Source organism: Serinicoccus kebangsaanensis (genome assembly GCF_008919445.1).
Taxonomy (GTDB): Bacteria; Actinomycetota; Actinomycetes; order Actinomycetales; family Dermatophilaceae; genus Ornithinicoccus; species Ornithinicoccus kebangsaanensis.
Genome location: NZ_VSLG01000001.1, coordinates 97,198 through 115,013 on the forward strand (window position 1 = coordinate 97,198; position 17,816 = coordinate 115,013).

Annotated in this window: 15 protein-coding genes; 11 read left to right on the forward strand and 4 right to left on the reverse strand. The window is 72.2% G+C overall.

What is annotated here, in order from left to right; genetic code table 11:
- The first annotated feature begins 9 nt into the window (after nt 1-9).
- The 11 genes from uvrA to FXF60_RS00465 all read left to right on the forward strand — a co-directional run bounded on the left by uvrA (nt 10) and on the right by FXF60_RS00465 (nt 12,343).
- Nucleotides 10-2,970, forward strand: coding sequence for an excinuclease ABC subunit UvrA (gene uvrA, locus FXF60_RS00415; RefSeq protein ID WP_151523284.1), 2,961 nt, complete (start codon nt 10-12; stop codon nt 2,968-2,970).
- Nucleotides 2,967-3,452, forward strand: coding sequence for a Rieske (2Fe-2S) protein (locus FXF60_RS00420; RefSeq protein WP_151523285.1), 486 nt, complete (start codon nt 2,967-2,969; stop codon nt 3,450-3,452). Before uvrA ends, FXF60_RS00420 begins: the two co-directional genes overlap by 4 nt.
- Nucleotides 3,445-5,358, forward strand: coding sequence for an excinuclease ABC subunit UvrC (uvrC, locus tag FXF60_RS00425; RefSeq protein WP_151523286.1), 1,914 nt, complete (start codon nt 3,445-3,447; stop codon nt 5,356-5,358). The genes FXF60_RS00420 and uvrC overlap by 8 nt, the downstream gene beginning before the upstream one ends.
- Nucleotides 5,359-5,411: 53 nt before the next feature.
- Nucleotides 5,412-6,335 carry an RNase adapter RapZ gene (gene rapZ, locus FXF60_RS00430; RefSeq protein ID WP_151523287.1) on the forward strand — a complete coding sequence of 308 codons (924 nt, stop codon included), beginning with the start codon at nt 5,412-5,414 and terminating at the stop codon, nt 6,333-6,335.
- Nucleotides 6,332-7,303: a gluconeogenesis factor YvcK family protein gene (locus FXF60_RS00435; protein WP_151523288.1), complete on the forward strand. Its 972-nt coding sequence runs from the start codon at nt 6,332-6,334 to the stop codon at nt 7,301-7,303. Before rapZ ends, FXF60_RS00435 begins: the two co-directional genes overlap by 4 nt.
- Nucleotides 7,304-7,395: 92 nt before the next feature.
- The gene (gene whiA / locus FXF60_RS00440; RefSeq protein ID WP_151523289.1) at nt 7,396-8,376 is read left to right on the forward strand and encodes a DNA-binding protein WhiA; all 981 of its coding nucleotides are present in this window, start codon (nt 7,396-7,398) and stop codon (nt 8,374-8,376) included.
- A 124-nt stretch (nt 8,377-8,500) separates the two neighbouring features.
- On the forward strand, nt 8,501-9,505 hold the full coding sequence (gene gap, locus FXF60_RS00445) for a type I glyceraldehyde-3-phosphate dehydrogenase (RefSeq protein ID WP_151523290.1): 1,005 nt from the start codon (nt 8,501-8,503) through the stop codon (nt 9,503-9,505).
- The gene (locus FXF60_RS00450; protein WP_151523291.1) at nt 9,505-10,722 is read left to right on the forward strand and encodes a phosphoglycerate kinase; all 1,218 of its coding nucleotides are present in this window, start codon (nt 9,505-9,507) and stop codon (nt 10,720-10,722) included. Before gap ends, FXF60_RS00450 begins: the two co-directional genes overlap by 1 nt.
- Nucleotides 10,722-11,534 (forward strand): triose-phosphate isomerase, encoded by an 813-nt coding sequence (tpiA, locus tag FXF60_RS00455; RefSeq protein WP_151523292.1) that lies wholly within the window; start codon nt 10,722-10,724, stop codon nt 11,532-11,534. Before FXF60_RS00450 ends, tpiA begins: the two co-directional genes overlap by 1 nt.
- Before the next feature lie 116 nt (nt 11,535-11,650).
- Complete coding sequence (gene secG / locus FXF60_RS00460) at nt 11,651-11,893, forward strand: preprotein translocase subunit SecG (RefSeq protein ID WP_130013874.1); 243 nt, start codon at nt 11,651-11,653, stop codon at nt 11,891-11,893.
- A 90-nt stretch (nt 11,894-11,983) separates the two neighbouring features.
- On the forward strand, nt 11,984-12,343 hold the full coding sequence (locus tag FXF60_RS00465; RefSeq protein ID WP_151523293.1) for an RNA polymerase-binding protein RbpA: 360 nt from the start codon (nt 11,984-11,986) through the stop codon (nt 12,341-12,343).
- A gap of 4 nt (nt 12,344-12,347) precedes the next feature.
- On the opposite strand, the gene FXF60_RS00470 is transcribed toward FXF60_RS00465, so the two are convergent.
- Genes FXF60_RS00470 through tal form a run of 4 tightly spaced genes read right to left on the reverse strand, consistent with a single transcriptional unit; the run spans nt 12,348 to nt 17,771 of the window.
- Nucleotides 12,348-13,469 (reverse strand): glucose-6-phosphate dehydrogenase assembly protein OpcA, encoded by a 1,122-nt coding sequence (locus FXF60_RS00470; RefSeq protein ID WP_151523294.1) that lies wholly within the window; start codon nt 13,467-13,469, stop codon nt 12,348-12,350.
- Complete coding sequence (gene zwf, locus FXF60_RS00475; RefSeq protein WP_151523295.1) at nt 13,466-15,019, reverse strand: glucose-6-phosphate dehydrogenase; 1,554 nt, start codon at nt 15,017-15,019, stop codon at nt 13,466-13,468. Before zwf ends, FXF60_RS00470 begins: the two co-directional genes overlap by 4 nt.
- Nucleotides 15,016-16,650: a glucose-6-phosphate isomerase gene (locus tag FXF60_RS00480; RefSeq protein ID WP_151523296.1), complete on the reverse strand. Its 1,635-nt coding sequence runs from the start codon at nt 16,648-16,650 to the stop codon at nt 15,016-15,018. The genes zwf and FXF60_RS00480 overlap by 4 nt, the downstream gene beginning before the upstream one ends.
- On the reverse strand, nt 16,647-17,771 hold the full coding sequence (gene tal, locus FXF60_RS00485) for a transaldolase (RefSeq protein ID WP_151523297.1): 1,125 nt from the start codon (nt 17,769-17,771) through the stop codon (nt 16,647-16,649). Before tal ends, FXF60_RS00480 begins: the two co-directional genes overlap by 4 nt.
- Nucleotides 17,772-17,816 lie beyond the last annotated feature (45 nt).

Genomic DNA, 17,816 nt, shown 5'->3' on the forward strand with positions numbered 1-17,816 from the left:
TCTCCCGCTGTGTCACGCGCCCGGCACGACCGTCTCGTCGTCCAGGGTGCGCGCGAGCACAACCTCCGTGACATCTCCGTCGACATCCCCCGGGACGCCCTGGTGGTCTTCACCGGGCTGTCCGGCTCCGGGAAGTCCTCGCTCGCGTTCGACACCATCTTCGCCGAGGGGCAGCGACGCTACGTCGAGTCCCTGTCCGCCTACGCGCGGATGTTCCTGGGCCAGATGGACAAGCCCGACGTCGACTTCATCGAGGGTCTGTCGCCGGCGGTGTCCATCGACCAGAAGTCGACGAACCGCAACCCGCGCTCGACGGTCGGCACGATCACCGAGGTCTACGACTACCTGCGGCTGCTGTATGCCCGGGTCGGGCGGCCGCACTGCCCGACCTGCGGCGAGCCGGTCGAGCGGCAGACGCCGCAGCAGGTGGTGGACCGGCTGCTGCAGCTGCCCTCGGGCGTCCGGTACCAGCTGCTGGCCCCGGTGGTGCGGGGGCGCAAGGGGGAGTTCGTCGACCTCTTCGCCGAGCTGCAGGCCAAGGGCTTCGCGCGCGCCCGGGTGGACGGAGAGCTGGTGGCCCTGACCGAGCCGCCCACCCTGGAGAAGCAGCGCAAGCACAGCATCGAGGTCGTGGTCGACCGGCTGGTCAGCAAGGTCGCCGAGGCGGACGAGGGCGACGCGCCGGCCGTGGACCGGGCCTACGCCCGGCGGCTGACCGACTCGGTGGAGACCGCGCTCTCGCTCGCCGGCGGGATGATGGTCGCGGAGTTCGTCGACGTGCCGGAGGAGGGGGCCGACCCGGCACCGGGCCGCGAGCTGCCGGTGGACGGCACCGGCGAGCCGCTGCCGCGGGAGCGCCGCTTCTCCGAGCGGATGGCCTGCCCCAACGAGCACCCGCTGTCGATCGACGAGATCGAGCCCCGCTCGTTCTCGTTCAACAGCCCCTTCGGCGCCTGCGCCGAGTGCACCGGCATCGGCGTGGAGCTCGAGGTGGACCCCGAGCTCGTGGTGCGCGAGGACCTGAGCATCCTGGGGGGTGCGCTCGTGCCCTGGTCGACCGCGTCCGGGCTCAGCGACTACTTCCTCCGGGTCCTCGGTGGCCTCTCGGACGACCTCGACTTCCGCCTCGACGTGCCGTGGAAGCAGCTGCCGGGACGCGCCCGCGACGCCATCCTCGACGGCTACAAGCACAAGGTCCACGTCCGCTACAAGAACCGCTTCGGACGCGAGCGGAGCTACTCCACCGGATTCGAGGGAGTGCTGCCCTACGTCAAGCGCAAGCACGCCGAGACCGAGTCGGAGAGCAGCCGCGAACGCTACGAAGGCTTCATGCGCGAGGTCCCCTGCCCGGCCTGCCGAGGTGCACGCCTCAAGCCCGAGATCCTGGCCGTCCTGGTCGGGGGGCGCAGCATCGCCGAGGTGTGCTCGATGCCGATCGACCAGTGCGCCGACTTCCTCTCCTCGGTCCACTACACCGAGCGCGAGGCCGCCATCGCGGGCCAGGTCAGCCGGGAGATCGACGCCCGCCTGGGCTTCCTGCTGGACGTCGGGCTCGACTACCTCTCCCTCGACCGACCCGCGGGGACCCTGTCCGGGGGAGAGGCGCAGCGCATCCGCCTCGCCACCCAGATCGGCTCCGGCCTGGTCGGCGTCCTCTACGTCCTCGACGAGCCCAGCATCGGGCTGCACCAGCGGGACAACCACCGGCTGATCGAGACCCTCACCCGGCTGCGGGACCTCGGCAACACCCTCATCGTCGTGGAGCACGACGAGGACACCATCGCGACGGCGGACTGGGTCGTCGACATCGGTCCGGGTGCCGGGGAGGACGGTGGGCACGTCGTGCACAGCGGGAAGGTGGCCGACCTGCTGAGCCATCCCACCTCGCTGACCGGGCAGTACCTCTCGGGCCGCAAGGCCATCGAGACGCCGGCGCAGCGGCGACCCCAGGACGGCCGCGCGGTCACCGTCCGGGGCGCCCGCGAGCACAACCTGCAGCAGATCGACGTCGCCTTCCCGCTCGGCAACCTGGTGGCCGTCACCGGGGTCAGCGGCTCCGGCAAGTCGACCCTGGTCAACGACATCCTCTACCGCGTGATGGCGAACCAGCTCAACGGTGCGCGGCACGTGCCCGGCCGGCACCGCCGGGTCGACGGGCTGGACCAGCTGGACAAGGTGGTCCACGTCGACCAGAGCCCGATCGGGCGCACCCCGAGGAGCAACCCCGCGACCTACACCGGCCTGTTCGACCACATCCGCAAGCTCTTCGCCACCACCACCGAGGCGAAGGTGCGGGGGTACCAGCCGGGCCGCTTCTCCTTCAACGTCAAGGGCGGCCGCTGCGAGGCCTGCTCGGGCGACGGCACCCTGAAGATCGAGATGAACTTCCTGCCGGACGTCTACGTCCCGTGCGAGGTCTGCCACGGTCGGCGGTACAACCGGGAGACGCTGGAGGTGCACTTCAAGGGCCGCACCATCGCCGACGTCCTGGACATGCCCATCGAGGAGGCCGCCGAGTTCTTCTCCGCGGTCCCGGTCATCGCCCGGCACCTCACCACCCTGGTCGAGGTCGGTCTCGGCTACGTCCGTCTCGGGCAGCCCGCCACCACACTGTCCGGAGGTGAGGCCCAGCGGGTCAAGCTCGCGGCTGAGCTGCAGAAGCGGTCCACCGGGCGCACCATCTACGTCCTGGACGAGCCGACCACGGGGTTGCACTTCGAGGACATCAGGCGCCTGCTGGGGGTGCTGCAGGGGCTGGTCGACAAGGGCAACACGGTGCTCGTCATCGAGCACAACCTGGACGTCATCAAGTCGGCGGACTGGGTCGTGGACCTGGGCCCCGAGGGCGGACGCGGCGGCGGGACCGTCGTGGCCGAGGGGACACCCGAGGACGTCGCGCGCGACGACAGCAGCCATACTGGCCGTTTCCTCGCGCCCGTGCTGGGACTGGATCGGAGGTCGACCGCATGACGTCGCCGCAGGAGAGCGCCTCGCCCGTCGCCGGCTGCGCCGCGGGCTGCGCGGGAGCAGTTCCCGGCGTGGCCCGTCGACGGGTGCTGGCCGCGGGTGGCGCGGTGGTCGCCGGCTCGCTGGGTGCCTGTGCCCCCGGTGGTGGGGGCGAGGCGCCCGCGTCCTCGAGCTCGGGCTCCGGCGCGGGCACGGAGCTGCGGGTCGCGCTGGCCGAGGTCCCGGTGGGCGGCAGCACCTACCTGTCGGAGCAGGAGGTCATCGTCGCGCAGCCCACGGAGGGCGAGGTCGTCGCCTTCGACGCCACCTGCCCGCACCAGGGCTGCTCCGTCTCGGGCACCGGCGAGGACGCCACCCTCGTCTGCCCCTGCCACGGCAGCAGCTTCGCCAGCGCCGACGGCAGCGTCGTGACGGGACCGGCGACGGCCGGGCTGACCGCGCTCACCGCCACGCTCGACGGCGGGGACGTCGTCATCAGTGGCTGACCCGCAGTCCTACCGCCCCCGGCCCGGTGAGATCCCCACCGAGCCCGGGGTCTACCGCTTCCGCGACCAGCACGGTCGGGTCATCTACGTCGGCAAGGCGAGCTCGCTCCGGTCGCGGCTGACCTCCTACTTCCAGGACCTGGGCGCCCTGCACCCGCGCACCCGCCAGATGGTGACCTCCGGCGCCGCCGTGGACTGGACGGTCGTCCGCAACGAGGTGGAGGCGCTCCAGCTCGAGTACTCCTGGATCAAGGAGTTCGACCCGCGCTTCAACGTGAAGTACCGCGACGACAAGTCCTACCCGTACCTCGCGGTGACGATGGGCGAGGAGTTCCCCCGCGCGCAGGTGATGCGCGGCAAGAAGCGTCCGGGCACCCGCTACTTCGGCCCCTACACGCACGCGTGGGCGATCCGCGAGACGCTGGACACGCTGCTGCGGGTCTTCCCGGTCCGGACCTGCTCGGCCGGGGTCTTCCGGCGCGCGGAGCAGGTGGGTCGACCCTGCCTGCTGGGCTACATCGACAAGTGCTCGGCGCCCTGCGTCGGCCGGGTCGACGCCGAGGAGCACCGGCGCATCGCCGAGGACTTCTGCGCCTTCATGGCGGGCGACAGCGCACGCTTCATCAAGGATCTCGAGGAGCGTATGCGCCGGACCTCGGCGGAGCTGGACTTCGAGACCGCCGCCCGGTTGCGGGACGACGTGGGCGCCCTCCGGCGCGCCCTGGAACGTTCCGCGGTGGTGCTCCCGGACGCCACCGACGCCGACGTCTTCGCCCTCGCCGACGACGAGCTCGAGGTCGCCGTGCAGGTCTTCCACGTGCGCGGCGGCCGGATCCGCGGGCAGCGGGGCTGGGTGAGCGAGAAGGGCGCCGAGGAGATCCCGGACATCGTCGAGCACCTGCTGCAGCAGGTCTACGGCGCCGAGCGCGGCGACGAGGTCCCGCGGGAGGTCCTGGTGCCCGTGCTGCCCTCGGGTGCCGAGGACGTCGCGACCTGGCTGGGAGAGCTGCGCGGCTCCCGGGTCTCGGTGCGGGTCCCCCGACGGGGGGACAAGCGGACCCTCATGGAGACGGTCGCCCGCAACGCGGAGCAGGCCCTGGCACGGCACAAGGTGGCCCGCTCCGGCGACCTCACGCTGCGTTCGCAGGCGCTGCAGGAGCTGCAGGAGGTCCTCGAGCTGGACGACGCGCCGCTGCGGATCGAGTCCTTCGACATCAGCCACGTGCAGGGCAGCGACGTCGTCGGCTCGATGGTGGTCTTCGAGGACGGGCTGGCGCGCAAGGGGGAGTACCGCCGGTTCATCGTGCGCTCGGGGACGGGTGACGACACCGCCGCCATGCACGAGGTCCTCACCCGCCGGTTCCGGCACCTCGCCGAGGCTCCGGCTCCCGGGGCCGACGAGGACGGGCGTCCGGCCAAGTTCGCCTACCCACCCAACCTCGTGGTGGTCGACGGCGGGCTCCCGCAGGTCCGGGCCGCACAGGCCGCGCTGAGCGACGTGGGCGTCACAGACGTCAGCGTGGTGGGCCTGGCCAAGCGGCTGGAGGAGGTCTGGAGCGCCGACCAGGACTTCCCGGTGGTCCTCCCGAGGACCAGCGAGGCGCTCTACCTGCTGCAGCGGGTCAGGGACGAGGCGCACCGCTTCGCCAACACCTTCCACCGGCAGCGCCGCTCGCGCAGCATGACCCGGAGCGCGCTGGACGGCATACCGGGGCTGGGGCCGGCGCGGCAGCAGGCCCTGCTGCGCCACCTGGGCTCGGTGAAGGCGGTGCGGGCCGCGAGCGTGGAGCAGCTGCAGGAGGTGCCGGGCGTGGGTCCGGCGCTCGCCGCCGTGGTGCACGAACGCCTCGCGGGCGATAGCCTCGCCCCGGCGGTTAACCTGAGCACCGGCGAGGTTCTGGACTAGACGATCCGGCGGCCTGGATGGGTATGCCGCCCGAGCACCGATGGGAGAGGGCAGTGACGTCACGGCGATCCGACCTGGGGGAGCAGCCCCCGGTCCCGCCCGAGGTCAGCGGCCGCACCGACGTCGTCATCCTGACCGGCATGTCGGGGGCGGGGAGGACCACCGCCGGCGACGTCCTGGAGGACCGCGGCTGGTACGTCGTGGACAACCTGCCGCCGGCCATGATCGTGCAGCTGATGGACCTGACGGCCGACGACCCGCAGCGCCAGCGGGTCGCGGTCGTGGTGGACGTCCGCAGCCGTGACTTCACCTCCGAGCTGGCCGGGTCGCTGGAGATCCTGGGCGAGCGGGGGTGGCGACCCAGGGTGGTCTTCGTCGACTCCTCCGACGAGTCCCTGGTGCGCCGGTTCGAGGCGGTCCGTCGACCGCACCCGCTGCAGGGGGAAGGGCTGCTGCTGGACGGCATCCGGAGGGAGCGCCGGATGCTGGGGGACCTGCGCTCGGACGCCGACCTGGTGCTCGACACGTCGAACTACAACGTGCACGAGCTCGCGGCGAAGATCGACGCCCTCCTCAACGTGGACGCCGACGTGCGGCTGCGCCTCGCCGTCATGGCCTTCGGCTTCAAGTACGGCATCCCCCTGGACGCCGACGTGGTGCTCGACCTGCGGTTCCTCCCCAACCCCTACTGGATACCCGAGCTGCGCCCCTACACCGGCCAGGACCAGGCGGTGCGGGACTTCGTGCTCGGTCACGAGCTGGCGCGGGACTACATCGAGCACGCCGAGCAGCTCCTGCGCACCGCGGTCCAGGGCTACCTCTCCGAGGGGCGGCGCTACGTCACGGTGGCGGTGGGCTGCACCGGTGGCAAGCACCGGTCGGTCGCGACCGCCGACGAGCTGACCCGGCGGCTCGCCGACCTCGTCGAGCAGGGTGTGCAGCTGTCCACGTTCCACCGCGACCTGGGGCGCGAGTGAGCGGCCCTCGCGTCGTGGCGCTCGGCGGCGGGCACGGGCTGGCCGCCTCGCTCGAGGCGTTGCGCCACCTGACCGAGGCCATCACCGCCGTGGTCACCGTGGCGGACGACGGGGGGTCGAGCGGGCGGCTCCGGCAGGAGTTCGACATCCTGCCCCCCGGCGACCTGCGCATGGCCCTGGCCGCGCTGTGCGAGGACACGGCCTGGGGGCACCAGTGGTCCTCGGTGCTGCAGCACCGGTTCGGTGGGGCGGGCGAGCTGTCCGGGCACGCCCTCGGGAACCTGCTGATCATGGCGCTCTGGGACCTGCGCCCGCAGGAGCACGTGCGTGGGCTGGACCTGGTCGGTCGGCTGCTGAACACCCGCGGCCGGGTGCTGCCCATGGCGCTGGAGCCGCTCGAGATCGAGGCGGTCATGGAGACCGAGGACCCTGCCGCCGGCTCGCCGGGGGCCGAGCTGACCACGGTCCGCGGCCAGTCCACGGTGGCCAGCCACCCCGGCAAGGTCCGCTCCATCCGGCTGATCCCCGAGGCTCCGCAGGCGTGCCCGGAGGCGCTGGAGTCGATCAAGCTGGCGGACCTGGTCGTGCTCGGCCCCGGCTCGTGGTTCACCTCGGTGATGCCGCACCTGCTCGTCCCGGAGCTGCGGCAGGCGCTCTGCGACACCCCGGCGCGGCGCATGCTGACCCTCAACGTCAGCCTCAGCGACGACGAGGCGACCGGCTACACCCTCGCCGAGCACGTCGGCGCGCTCGCGTCCCACGCACCGGACCTGACCTTCGACCACGTCATCGCCGACCCGAGGGTCGCCCGCTCGGCGGCGGAGCGCGCCGCCCTCGAGGCTGCGGTCGCCGAGGTCGGCGCCAGCCTGGTGCTGACCACCGTCGGGAAGCAGGGACGACCTGGTGTCCACGACACGCTGCGGCTCGCCGCGGCCTACCGCGACGTGATGACGGAGCAGGGGTTGTGAGCGGCGCACCACTACCGGAGGGTAGCCTTCCGGGGTCGTCCGGGGATCCGACCGCGGAGACCACCACCGGCCGACCGAGGAGGATGACTGCCGTGGCGATGACCGCCAAGGTGAAGGACGAGCTCAGCCGGCTCCCCGTCAGCAGGACCTGCTGCCGCAAGGCCGAGGTGTCGACCATGCTGCGTTTCGCCGGGGGCCTGCACATCGTGGGGGGCCGGATCGTCATCGAGGCCGAGCTGGACACCGCGCAGAGCGCGCGCCGGCTGCGGACCTTCATGGCCGAGGTCTACGGCTCGAGCAGCGAGCTCGTGGTGATGAGCCCCGGCGGGCTCCGCAAGCAGACGAGGTATGTCGTCCGCGCGACGTCGGACGGGGAGTCCCTCGCCCGGCAGACCGGGCTGATCGACCACCGCGGACGTCCCGTGCGGGGTCTGCCGCCGCGCGTGGTCGGTGCCGCCGTGTGCGACGCCGAGTCGGCGTGGCGGGGCGCGTTCATCGCGCACGGCTCGATCACCGAACCGGGCCGCTCCTCGGCGCTGGAGGTCACCTGCCCGGGGCCGGAGGCGGCCCTGGCGCTGGTGGGGGCGGCGCGCCGGCTGGGCATCCAGGCCAAGGCGCGCGAGGTGCGGGGCGTCGACCGGGTGGTGATCCGGGACGGGGACGCCATCGGTGCCATGCTGACCCGGCTGGGGGCGCACGACGCGGTCCTTGCCTGGGAGGAACGTCGGATGCGCCGTGAGGTGCGGGCGACCGCCAACCGGCTGGCCAACTTCGACGACGCCAACCTGCGGCGGTCCGCACGGGCCGCGGTGGCGGCCGGCGCCCGGGTCGAGCGGGCGCTGGAGATCCTGGCCGAGGACGTGCCCGAGCACCTCCGGGTGGCCGGGCACCTGCGGCTCGAGCACAAGCAGGCGAGCCTGGAGGAGCTGGGCCAGCTGGCCGACCCGCCGATGACCAAGGACGCCGTCGCCGGGCGGATCCGCCGGTTGCTCGCGATGGCTGACAAGCGGGCCGAGGAGCTCGGCATCGAGGGCACCGAGGCCAACATCACCCCCGACATGCTGGAGGACTGAGTCGCGCCACGGCCGATGTGGTGCGGGCCTGCCCCGGCCGCTAGGTTGGTGGGAGGACGACGGCGTCTGACACGGGCGGCCCGCAGCCGGCGGGCCGCGCACCACTCATCGAGGAAGGGTTTTCATGACCGTTCGCGTAGGGATCAACGGCTTCGGGCGCATCGGCCGCAACTTCATGCGGGCCGTGCTGGCCTCGGGGGCAGACGTCGAGATCGTCGGCGTCAACGACCTCACCGACAACGCGACCCTCGCCCACCTGCTGAAGTACGACTCCATCCTGGGGCGGCTGGACGGCGAGGTGACCAGCTCCGAGGACGAGATCAGCGTCGACGGCAAGGCCTTCAAGGCGTTCGCCGAGAAGGACCCGGCGGCCCTCCCGTGGGGCGACCTGGGTGCCGACGTCGTGGTCGAGTCCACCGGGATCTTCACCGACGCCACCAAGGCCAGGGCGCACCTGGACGCCGGCGCGAAGAAGGTCATCATCTCGGCGCCGGCGAAGAACGAGGACATCACCGTCGTCATGGGCGTGAACGAGTCGGACTACGACCCGGCCGCGCACACGATCATCTCGAACGCCTCCTGCACCACGAACTGCCTGGCCCCCATGGCCAAGGTGCTCAACGACGAGTTCGGCATCGTCAAGGGCCTGATGACGACCATCCACGCCTACACCGCCGACCAGAACCTGCAGGACGGCCCGCACGGCGACCTGCGTCGGGCGCGCGCGGCCGCCCTCAACATCGTGCCCACCAAGACCGGTGCGGCCCAGGCCGTGGCCCTGGTCCTGCCCGAGCTGAAGGGCAAGTTCGACGGGTATGCCCTGCGCGTGCCCACGCCCACCGGCTCGGCCACCGACCTCACCTTCCAGGCCTCCCGCGAGGTCACCGTCGAGGAGGTCAACGCGGCGCTGAAGAAGGCTGCCGAGGGTGAGCTCAAGGGCATCCTCACCTACACCGAGGACCCGATCGTGTCCAAGGACATCGAGACCGACCCGGCGTCCTGCATCTTCGACTCCGGGCTGACCAAGGTCATCGGTGACCAGGTGAAGGTGGTCGGCTGGTACGACAACGAGTGGGGCTACTCCAACCGGCTCGTGGACCTCGTGGCGCTGGTGGGCAGCAAGCTCTGATGCGCACGATCGATCAGCTCAGCGACGACCTCGGAGGGCTGGCCGGCCGCACCATCCTGGTGCGCAGCGACCTGAACGTCCCCCTCGACGGTCAGCAGATCACCGACGACGGGCGGGTCCGCGCGTCGGTCCCGACCATCACCCGGCTGTCCCGTGCCGGTGCCCGGGTGGTCGTGTGCGCCCACCTGGGGCGGCCCAAGGGTGCCCCCGAGGAGCGGTACTCCCTCGCGCCGGTCGCGGCCCGGCTGGACGAGCTGCTGGACGACGACATCGACGTGTCCTTCGTGGAGGAGACGGTCGGGGACCGGGCCGCCTCCGCGGTCGAGGCGCTGGACGACGGTGCCGTCCTGGTGCTGGAGAACCTGCGCTTCAACGCCGGTGAGACCGCGAAGACCGACGAGGAGCGCGCCGACTTCGCCCAGGCGCTGGCCGCGCTGGCCGACGGCTTCGTCTCCGACGGGTTCGGCGTCGTGCACCGCGCCCAGGCGTCCGTCTACGACGTCGCCCAGCTGCTGCCGCACGCGGCCGGGGGCCTCGTCGCCGACGAGGTCGAGGTGATGCGCGCGCTGCGGGAGGACCCGGCGCGGCCGTATGCCGTGATCCTGGGCGGTGCGAAGGTGAGCGACAAGCTCGGCGTCATCGAGTCGCTGATCTCGGTGGCGGACCGGCTGCTCATCGGCGGCGGGATGGTCTTCACCTTCCTGCGTGCGCAGGGGCACGAGGTCGGCACCAGCCTGCTGGAGGAGGAGCAGGTGGAGACGGTCAAGGGCTACCTCGACACCGCCGCCGAACGTGGCGTGGAGATCGTGCTGCCCACCGACGTCGTCGTGGCAGACGCCTTCTCCGCGGACGCCCCGCACTCGGTGGTCGCGGCCGACGCGATGCCGTCGGACCGGATGGGTCTGGACATCGGGCCGGAGTCGGAGCGCCTCTTCGCCGAGAAGCTCGCCGACGCCCGGACCGTCTTCTGGAACGGCCCGATGGGTGCCTTCGAGATGGAGCCCTTCGCGTCCGGCACCCGTGCCGTCGCGGAGGCCCTCGCCGGTCGTACCGCAGCCGGTGCCCTCACCGTCGTGGGCGGAGGCGACTCGGCCGCGGCGGTGCGCGAGTTCGGGCACACGGACGAGGACTTCAGCCACATCTCCACCGGTGGTGGGGCCAGTCTGGAGTATCTCGAGGGCAAGGACCTTCCCGGACTCTCGGTGCTGGAGGACTGATGGGCGACACGCAAGCCCCCCCGCGCACGCCGTTGATGGCGGGCAACTGGAAGATGAACCTGGACCACCTGCAGGCCACGCACCTGGTGCAGAAGCTGGACTGGACCCTGCGGGACGGCAAGCACGACCACGCGGCCGTCGAGGTCGTCGTGCTGCCGCCGTTCACCGACCTGCGCTCGGTCCAGACCCTGGTCCAGGGGGACCGGCTGGCGCTGCGCTACGGCGGTCAGGACCTGAGCCCGCACGACGAGGGCGCCTACACCGGGGACATCTCCGGGTCCTTCCTCGCCAAGCTGGGCTGCAGCTACGTGGTCGTCGGGCACAGCGAGCGTCGGGAGGGGCACGAGGAGTCCGACGAGCTGGTCGGCGCCAAGGTGCGGGCCGCGCTGCGCCACGACCTGACGCCGATCCTCTGCGTCGGGGAGCCGCTGCAGGTGCGCCAGGACGGCACGCACGTGGAGCACGTCGTGACGCAGCTGCGGGGGGCGCTGGACGGGCTCGACGCCGACCAGGTGGGCCGGGTCGTGGTGGCCTACGAGCCGGTCTGGGCCATCGGGACCGGGGAGGTCGCGACACCCGACGACGCGCAGGAGGTGTGCGCGGCCATCCGTGCCGAGGTGGCCGAGGTGGTGGGTGCCGAGGTCGCCGGCGCGCTGCGGGTGCTCTACGGCGGATCGGTCAAGCCCGGCAACGTCGCCGAGATCATGCACCGCCCCGACGTGGACGGCGCGCTGGTCGGCGGTGCCTCGCTGTCGGTCGACGACTTCGCCTCGATCTGCCGCTACCAGCAGCACGCCGGCGCCACCGGCTGAGGCGCGGTTCGGCCAGCCGGCACCCCGTCGGTTAGGCTGTCTGGTGCTCCGGGGCCAGGTGCTCCTCGGTCCCCGGGCATCAGACATCCGCTCTCCCGACGACGAGGTGTGCCCACGTGGAGTACGTCCGCTGGTTCCTGGACGCCCTGCTGGTGATCACCAGCTGCTTCCTGGTGCTGCTCATCCTGATGCACAAGGGCCGCGGTGGAGGCATGTCGGACATGTTCGGCGGAGGCATGAGCAGCAGCCTCGGCGGCAGCTCGGTGGCCGAGCGCAACCTCAACCGGATCACCGTCGCGATGGCCCTGGTCTGGGTGTCGGTCATCGTCGGGCTGGGCGTGCTCGTCCGTTTCAGCTGACCCGCGGCCCTCACCCCTGCGGGGGAGGGTGACACCGGAGCAGGGGTACCCTTGGCCCTGTCCGCTCCCCGCGACGCGAAACGAGGCACCATGGTCAACACGAACGCCATCCGCGGCTCCCGGGTGGGCTCCGGTCCCATGGGGGAGAGCGAGCGTGGTGATGCCGCCCCCCGCGTGCGGGTGAGCTTCTGGTGCGCGAACGGCCACGAGACACGGCCCAGCTTCGCCCAGGACGGCGAGGTCGAGGTGCCGGACACCTGGGACTGCCCGCGGTGCGGGCTGCCCGCCGGCCAGGACCGCGCTGCCCCTCCGGAGGCTCCCAGGACCGAGCCGTACAAGACCCACCTGGCCTACGTGAAGGAACGTCGCAGCGACTCCGACGGTGCCGCGCTGCTGGACGAGGCGCTGGACCGGATGCGCGCCCGCGGGGTGGGCGGAGGGTCCCGCTAGGCAGTCACCCGTCCGTGCGGGAGAGCTCCTCCAGCCCTTCCTGGACGGCGTCCTCGACGGCCTCGCTGCTGGACGAGTCCGGTGGTGGGTCGACCTTCGTCAACGTCCGTCCGCCGACGTCGGCCCTGTGGGAGCCGTCGACGTCCGCCGGGCCGGCAGGGGAGGTCCCTGCCCGGGCGGCCGCTGAGCGGGTCCCGCCACGCTTCACCTGCGCCAGCCCGGTGCACAGCGACCGGGCATACACCTCGTCCGCGTCCAGGCGGCGCAGCTCCGCCGTCAGCGCGCCGGGGGCGGTGGGGGTGTGCAGCGCCACCAGGCGTGGGCTGCTCCCCACGACGGACAGGGTGGCGGTGTCGCCGGAGGCGTCCATCCGCACCAGATCCACCGGCCCGGAGGCCCGCACCAGCCGGACGCTCTGGACCCCGGACCCGACGGGAGTGCGCACCCGCTCCACGGGACACCGCAGGGACGAGGCGAGCCAGCCCGCGAGCAGGTCGCAGCTGGGGGACTCCGGCTCCCCGGCCACCACGGCGCGGTCCACCGTCTCGAACGGTTCGCTCTCCAGCGACGCGGCGAGCAGGGCCCGCCACCGGGTGATCCGGGTCCAGGCGAGATCGGTGTCCCCGGGCTGGTAGTGCTTGGCCCGGCGCCGCAGCCGGGTCGCGGCACCCGCCCCCTGGGGGGCCGCCGCGTCGGTGATGCGCCGGTGCGCCATCTGCCCCAGTGCGGAGCCGGCGACGTCGGCGGGTGCCTTCCCGGGCCACCAGGCGACGACCGGGGAGTCGGGCAGCAGCAGCGGGGTGACCACCGAGCTCCCGTGCCGGGTCAGGTCGCCGTAGAGTCGGAGCACGACGATCTCGGAGGCACCGGCGTCGCCGCCCACCCGGATCTGGGCATCCAGACGGCCACGGCCGCGCGCGTTGGCGCTCACCACCACGAGGATGCGCGCGGGGTGCTGCCGGGTGGCCTCGCTGGCCACCTCCACCGCCTCGTCGGCGAGCTCCTCGTCGACGACGACGAGGAGGGTGAGCACCCGCCCCATCGCCATCGCCCCGACCTGGTTGCGCAGCCGGACGAGGTTCTTGGCCACGTCCGCGGCGCTCGAGCTGGGCAGGTCCACGATCACGGCAGCCTCCACTCCCGGCCGTCCCGGCGCATCATCTCGTCCGAGCCGCTCGGACCCCACGTCCCGGCGGGGTAGTCCTCTGGTGCGGAGGGGCTGCTGGCCCAGTGCTCGATGACGGGGTCCAGGATCCGCCAGGACTGCTCGACCTCCTCGTGCCGGGGGAAGAGCGGCGGCTCACCCAGGAGCACGTCGAGGATGAGCCGCTCGTACGCCTCGGGACTGGACTCGGTGAACGACGAGCCGTAGCCGAAGTCCATCGACACGTCACGGACCTCCATCTGGCTCCCGGGGACCTTGGAGCCGAACCGCATGGTCATCCCCTCGTCCGGCTGCACCCGGATGACGATCGCGTTGGCCCCGAGCTCCTCGGTGGCGGTGGACGTGAAGGGCAGGTGCGGCGCACGACGGAAGACGACAGCGATCTCGGTCACCCGCTTGCCGAGCCGCTTGCCCGTCCTGAGGTAGAACGGGACCCCGGCCCACCGGCGGGTGCGCACGTCCACCTTGAGGGCGGCATAGGTCTCCGTGTGGTTGTCCGGGTCGACACCGTCCTCCTCCAGGTAGCCGCCGACCTTGTCGGTCCCCTGCCAGCCCGCGGCATACCGTCCGCGCGCGGTCGCCTCGTCGAGGTCGTCCGGCAGGCTGACGGCGGCCAGCACCTTCTCCTTCTCCGCCCGCACGGCGTCGGCGGTGAAGGCGACCGGCTCCTCCATGGCGGTGAGGGCGAGCAGCTGCAGCAGGTGGTTCTGGATGACGTCGCGGGCGGCGCCGACCTCGTCGTAGTAGCCCGCGCGCCCACCGATGCCGATGTCCTCGGCCATGGTGATCTGGACGTGGTCCACGTAGTTGGCGTTCCAGACCGGCTCGAAGAGCTGGTTGGCGAAGCGCAGCGCCAGGATGTTCTGGACCGTCTCCTTGCCGAGGTAGTGGTCGATGCGGAAGACCGAGTCGGCGGGGAAGACGCCCTCGACGATCTCGTTGAGCTCCTGGGCGCTGCTCAGGTCGTGGCCGAAGGGCTTCTCGATCACCACCCGCCGCCAGGTGCCCGGTCGCGGGTCGGACAGGCCGGACTCCTGGAGCCGGGTGCAGACGTCGGCGAACCAGGACGGTGGGATGGACAGGTAGAACGCGTGGTTGCCACCGGTCCCGCGCTCCTCGTCCAGCTCGCGCACGGTGCGGGCCAGCAGCTCGAAGGCGTCCGGGTCGTCGAAGGCGCCCGGCACGAAGCGGAAGCCCTCGGCGAGCGAGCGCCACACCTCTTCCCGGAACTCGGTGCGTGCGTGCTCCCGGACCGAGTCGTAGACGACCTTGGCGAAGTCCTGGTCGGCCCAGTCCCGCCGGGCGAAGCCGACCAGCGAGAAGCCCGGGGGCAGCAGGCCCCGGCTGGCCAGGTCGTAGATCGCCGGCATGAGCTTCTTGCGGGCGAGGTCTCCGGTGACGCCGAACATCACCAGGCTGCACGGACCGGCGATGCGCGGCAGGCGCTTGTCGTCCGGATCGCGGAGCGGGTTGGTGTCGGCGGTGACAGGTGCGGGCGCGGAGCCGCTCACAGGGCCCTACGCAGCTGGGTCAGTCCCTGTCCCTGGTCGGTGAGGTGCAGCCGGAGCACGGGCCTGCCGTGCTCGGCGAGCACCGCCGCGTCGCCGGCCGCCTGCGCGGCGATGAAGCCGCCGAAGGTGAAGTCCTTGCCCGGCACCGGCAGGTCCTCCTTCGGCGACCCGGTCACCTGCAGGTAGACACCCTGGGGCGGGCCGCCCTTGTGGTACTGCCCGGTGGAGTGCAGGAACCGGGGACCCCAGCCGAAGGTCACCGGCCGGCCGGTGCGCTCGACCAGAGCGGCCTGCACCTCGGCCAGGTCGGCGTGCTCGAGCCGGTCCAGGTAGACCATCACCGCGAGGTATCCGCGGCCGGGGTCCAGCTGGTCCAGCAGCGCGGTCACGGCGTCGTCCAGGCTCTGGGCCGACGCGGGGAGCCAGTCACCGCCACCGGTGCGGACCTCGACGGCACCGTCGGCCAGCGCCGGCTCGCCGGCGGTGTCGGCCCCGCCTTCCATGATCTCTCGGGCCGCCTTCTTGGCGCTCTCGACGTCGGGCTGGTCGAAGGGGTTGATCCCCAGCAGCCGGCCGGCCACGGCGGTGGCCACCTCCCAGAGCAGCAGCTGTGCGCCGAGGGAGCCGGAGACCTCGACGACGGAGTCGCCCGGGACCGACCCCGACGTGCCCGCGCCGCCGTCCTCGTCCTCGGGCGCGAGGACGACCACGGTGCAGTCCGAGGGGTCGGTGAGACCGTGCGTCGGGGAGTCCCCGGTCGGTGCGACCACCGGCAGCACACCGGTGCCCTCCTTGCCGGTCGACTCGGCGATGAGCTGCTCGGCCCAGTCGGCCAGCCCGACGATGCCGGAGCCGGCGTCGGTGAAGAGCAGCTTGTCGCGCAGCGGCTCGGTGCCCGCCAGGGCGGCACCCAGCCGCAGCCCCGGGTTCGCCTCGTCGTCCTCGGCCAGCAGGTCGGCGACCTCCTCCGCCTCGTCGAGCAGTGCTGCGACGTCGACGCCGGCCAGCCCCGAGGGGACGAGTCCGAAGGCGGTGAGTGCGGAGTACCGACCACCCACGTCCGGGTCGGCGTTGACCACGCGATACCCGTCGGCCCGGGACTGCTCGTCCAGCGGGCTGCCCGGGTCGGTGACGATGACGATCCGCTCCGTGGGGTCGATGCCGGCCTCGGTGAACGCGTGCACGAAGGCGCGCCGCTGGCTGTCGGTCTCCAGGGTCGACCCGGACTTGGAGGAGACCACGACGGCGGTGCGCTCCAGGCCCTCCGCGAGCGCGGCCCGCACCATGTCCGGGTCGGAGCTGTCCAGCACGACCAGCGGCCTGCCGGCGGTGCCGGTGATCACCTCCGGCGCCAGCGAGGACCCGCCCATGCCGCACAGCACGATGCGGTCCACGCCGCGTTCCCGCAGCTCCTCCGACAACGCCTCGACCTCGCCCACCAACGGGCGGGAGCTGCGGGGCAGGCCCACCCAGGAGAGCCGGATCGAGGCCTCGGCCTCGGCGTCCGGGCCCCACAGGGTCGCGTCCTGGGCGAAGAGCCGCGACGCCACCGCGTCCGAGACGAGGGAGCCCAGGTGGTGCTCGACGGCGTCCGCGGCGGCTCCCAGCGCCTGGACGGCGAGCGTGCTCATCGGGACCCTGCCTTGTCCAGCTCGTCCTGGACGGTGCCCAGGAGCTCGTTCCAGGAGGCCTCGAACTTGTCGACGCCCTCGGTCTCGAGCTGGTCCACGACGTCGGCGTAGGAGACACCCACCCGCTCCAGGTCGTCCAGGACCTGCTGCGCCTGGGCATACCCCCCGGTGATGGTGTCGCCCTGCAGCTCGGCGTGGTCGACGGTGGCCTCCAGCGTCTTGGCGGGCATGGTGTTGACCGTGTGCGGCGCGACCAGTCCGGTGACGTACATGGTGTCGGAGTAGTCCGGGTTCTTCACCCCGGTGGAGGCCCACAGCGGACGCTGCAGCGTGGCCCCGTCGTCGGCGAGGTTCTGCCACCGCGGGGTGCCGAAGACCTCCTCGAAGGCCTGGTAGGCCAGGCGGGCGTTGGCGAGTCCCGCCTCGCCCCGCAGGGCCATCGCCTCCTCGGTGCCGATCTTCTCCAGGCGGGAGTCGATCTCGGAGTCCACCCGGGAGACGAAGAAGCTGGCCACCGAGCGGATCGAGGACAGGTCCTGGCCCCGCTCGCGGGCCTGCTCCAGACCGGTGAGGTAGGCATTCATCACCCCGCGGTAGCGGTCCAGCGAGAAGATCAGGGTGACGTTGACGCTGATCCCCTCGGCAAGCACCTGGGAGATGGCGGGCAGACCCTCGACCGTGGCCGGGATCTTGATGAACAGGTTCGGGCGGTCGACCTCGGCCCAGAGCTGCTTCGCGACCTCGACGGTGGCCGCCGTGTCGTTCGCCAGCCGCGGGTCCACCTCGATCGAGACCCGGCCGTCCTCGCCGTCGGTGCGGTCGTAGACGGGGCGCAGGACGTCGCAGGCGTTCCGCACGTCCTGCGTCGTCAGCGCGAACACCGCGGCGTCGACGTCGGCGCCGTCGGCGGCCAGCGCGGCCACCTGGTCGCCGTACGAGTCGCCCTCGGCGAGCGCGGCGGCGAAGATCGTCGGGTTGGTGGTGATCCCCAGCACCCCGCGGTCGACGTATGCCTGCAGCTCGCCGTCGGCGATCATCGGTCGGTTGAGGTCGTCCAGCCAGACCGAGACGCCGGCGTCGTCCAGGTCGTGGAGGGTGGTGCGCGTGCTGTCGGTGCTCATGCTGATCTCCTCGATGACGTGGGTGTGGGGGAACGTGCGCTGCGG

Coding starts and splice junctions, on each gene's coding strand:
- FXF60_RS00465 (WP_151523293.1), top strand. CDS start 11,984: ATGGTCAACACGAACGCCATCCGCGGCTCCCGGGTGGGCTCCGGTCCC.
- gap (WP_151523290.1), top strand. CDS start 8,501: ATGACCGTTCGCGTAGGGATCAACGGCTTCGGGCGCATCGGCCGCAAC.
- FXF60_RS00480 (WP_151523296.1), bottom strand. CDS start 16,650: ATGAGCACGCTCGCCGTCCAGGCGCTGGGAGCCGCCGCGGACGCCGTC.
- tpiA (WP_151523292.1), top strand. CDS start 10,722: ATGGGCGACACGCAAGCCCCCCCGCGCACGCCGTTGATGGCGGGCAAC.
- tal (WP_151523297.1), bottom strand. CDS start 17,771: ATGAGCACCGACAGCACGCGCACCACCCTCCACGACCTGGACGACGCC.
- FXF60_RS00450 (WP_151523291.1), top strand. CDS start 9,505: ATGCGCACGATCGATCAGCTCAGCGACGACCTCGGAGGGCTGGCCGGC.
- FXF60_RS00420 (WP_151523285.1), top strand. CDS start 2,967: ATGACGTCGCCGCAGGAGAGCGCCTCGCCCGTCGCCGGCTGCGCCGCG.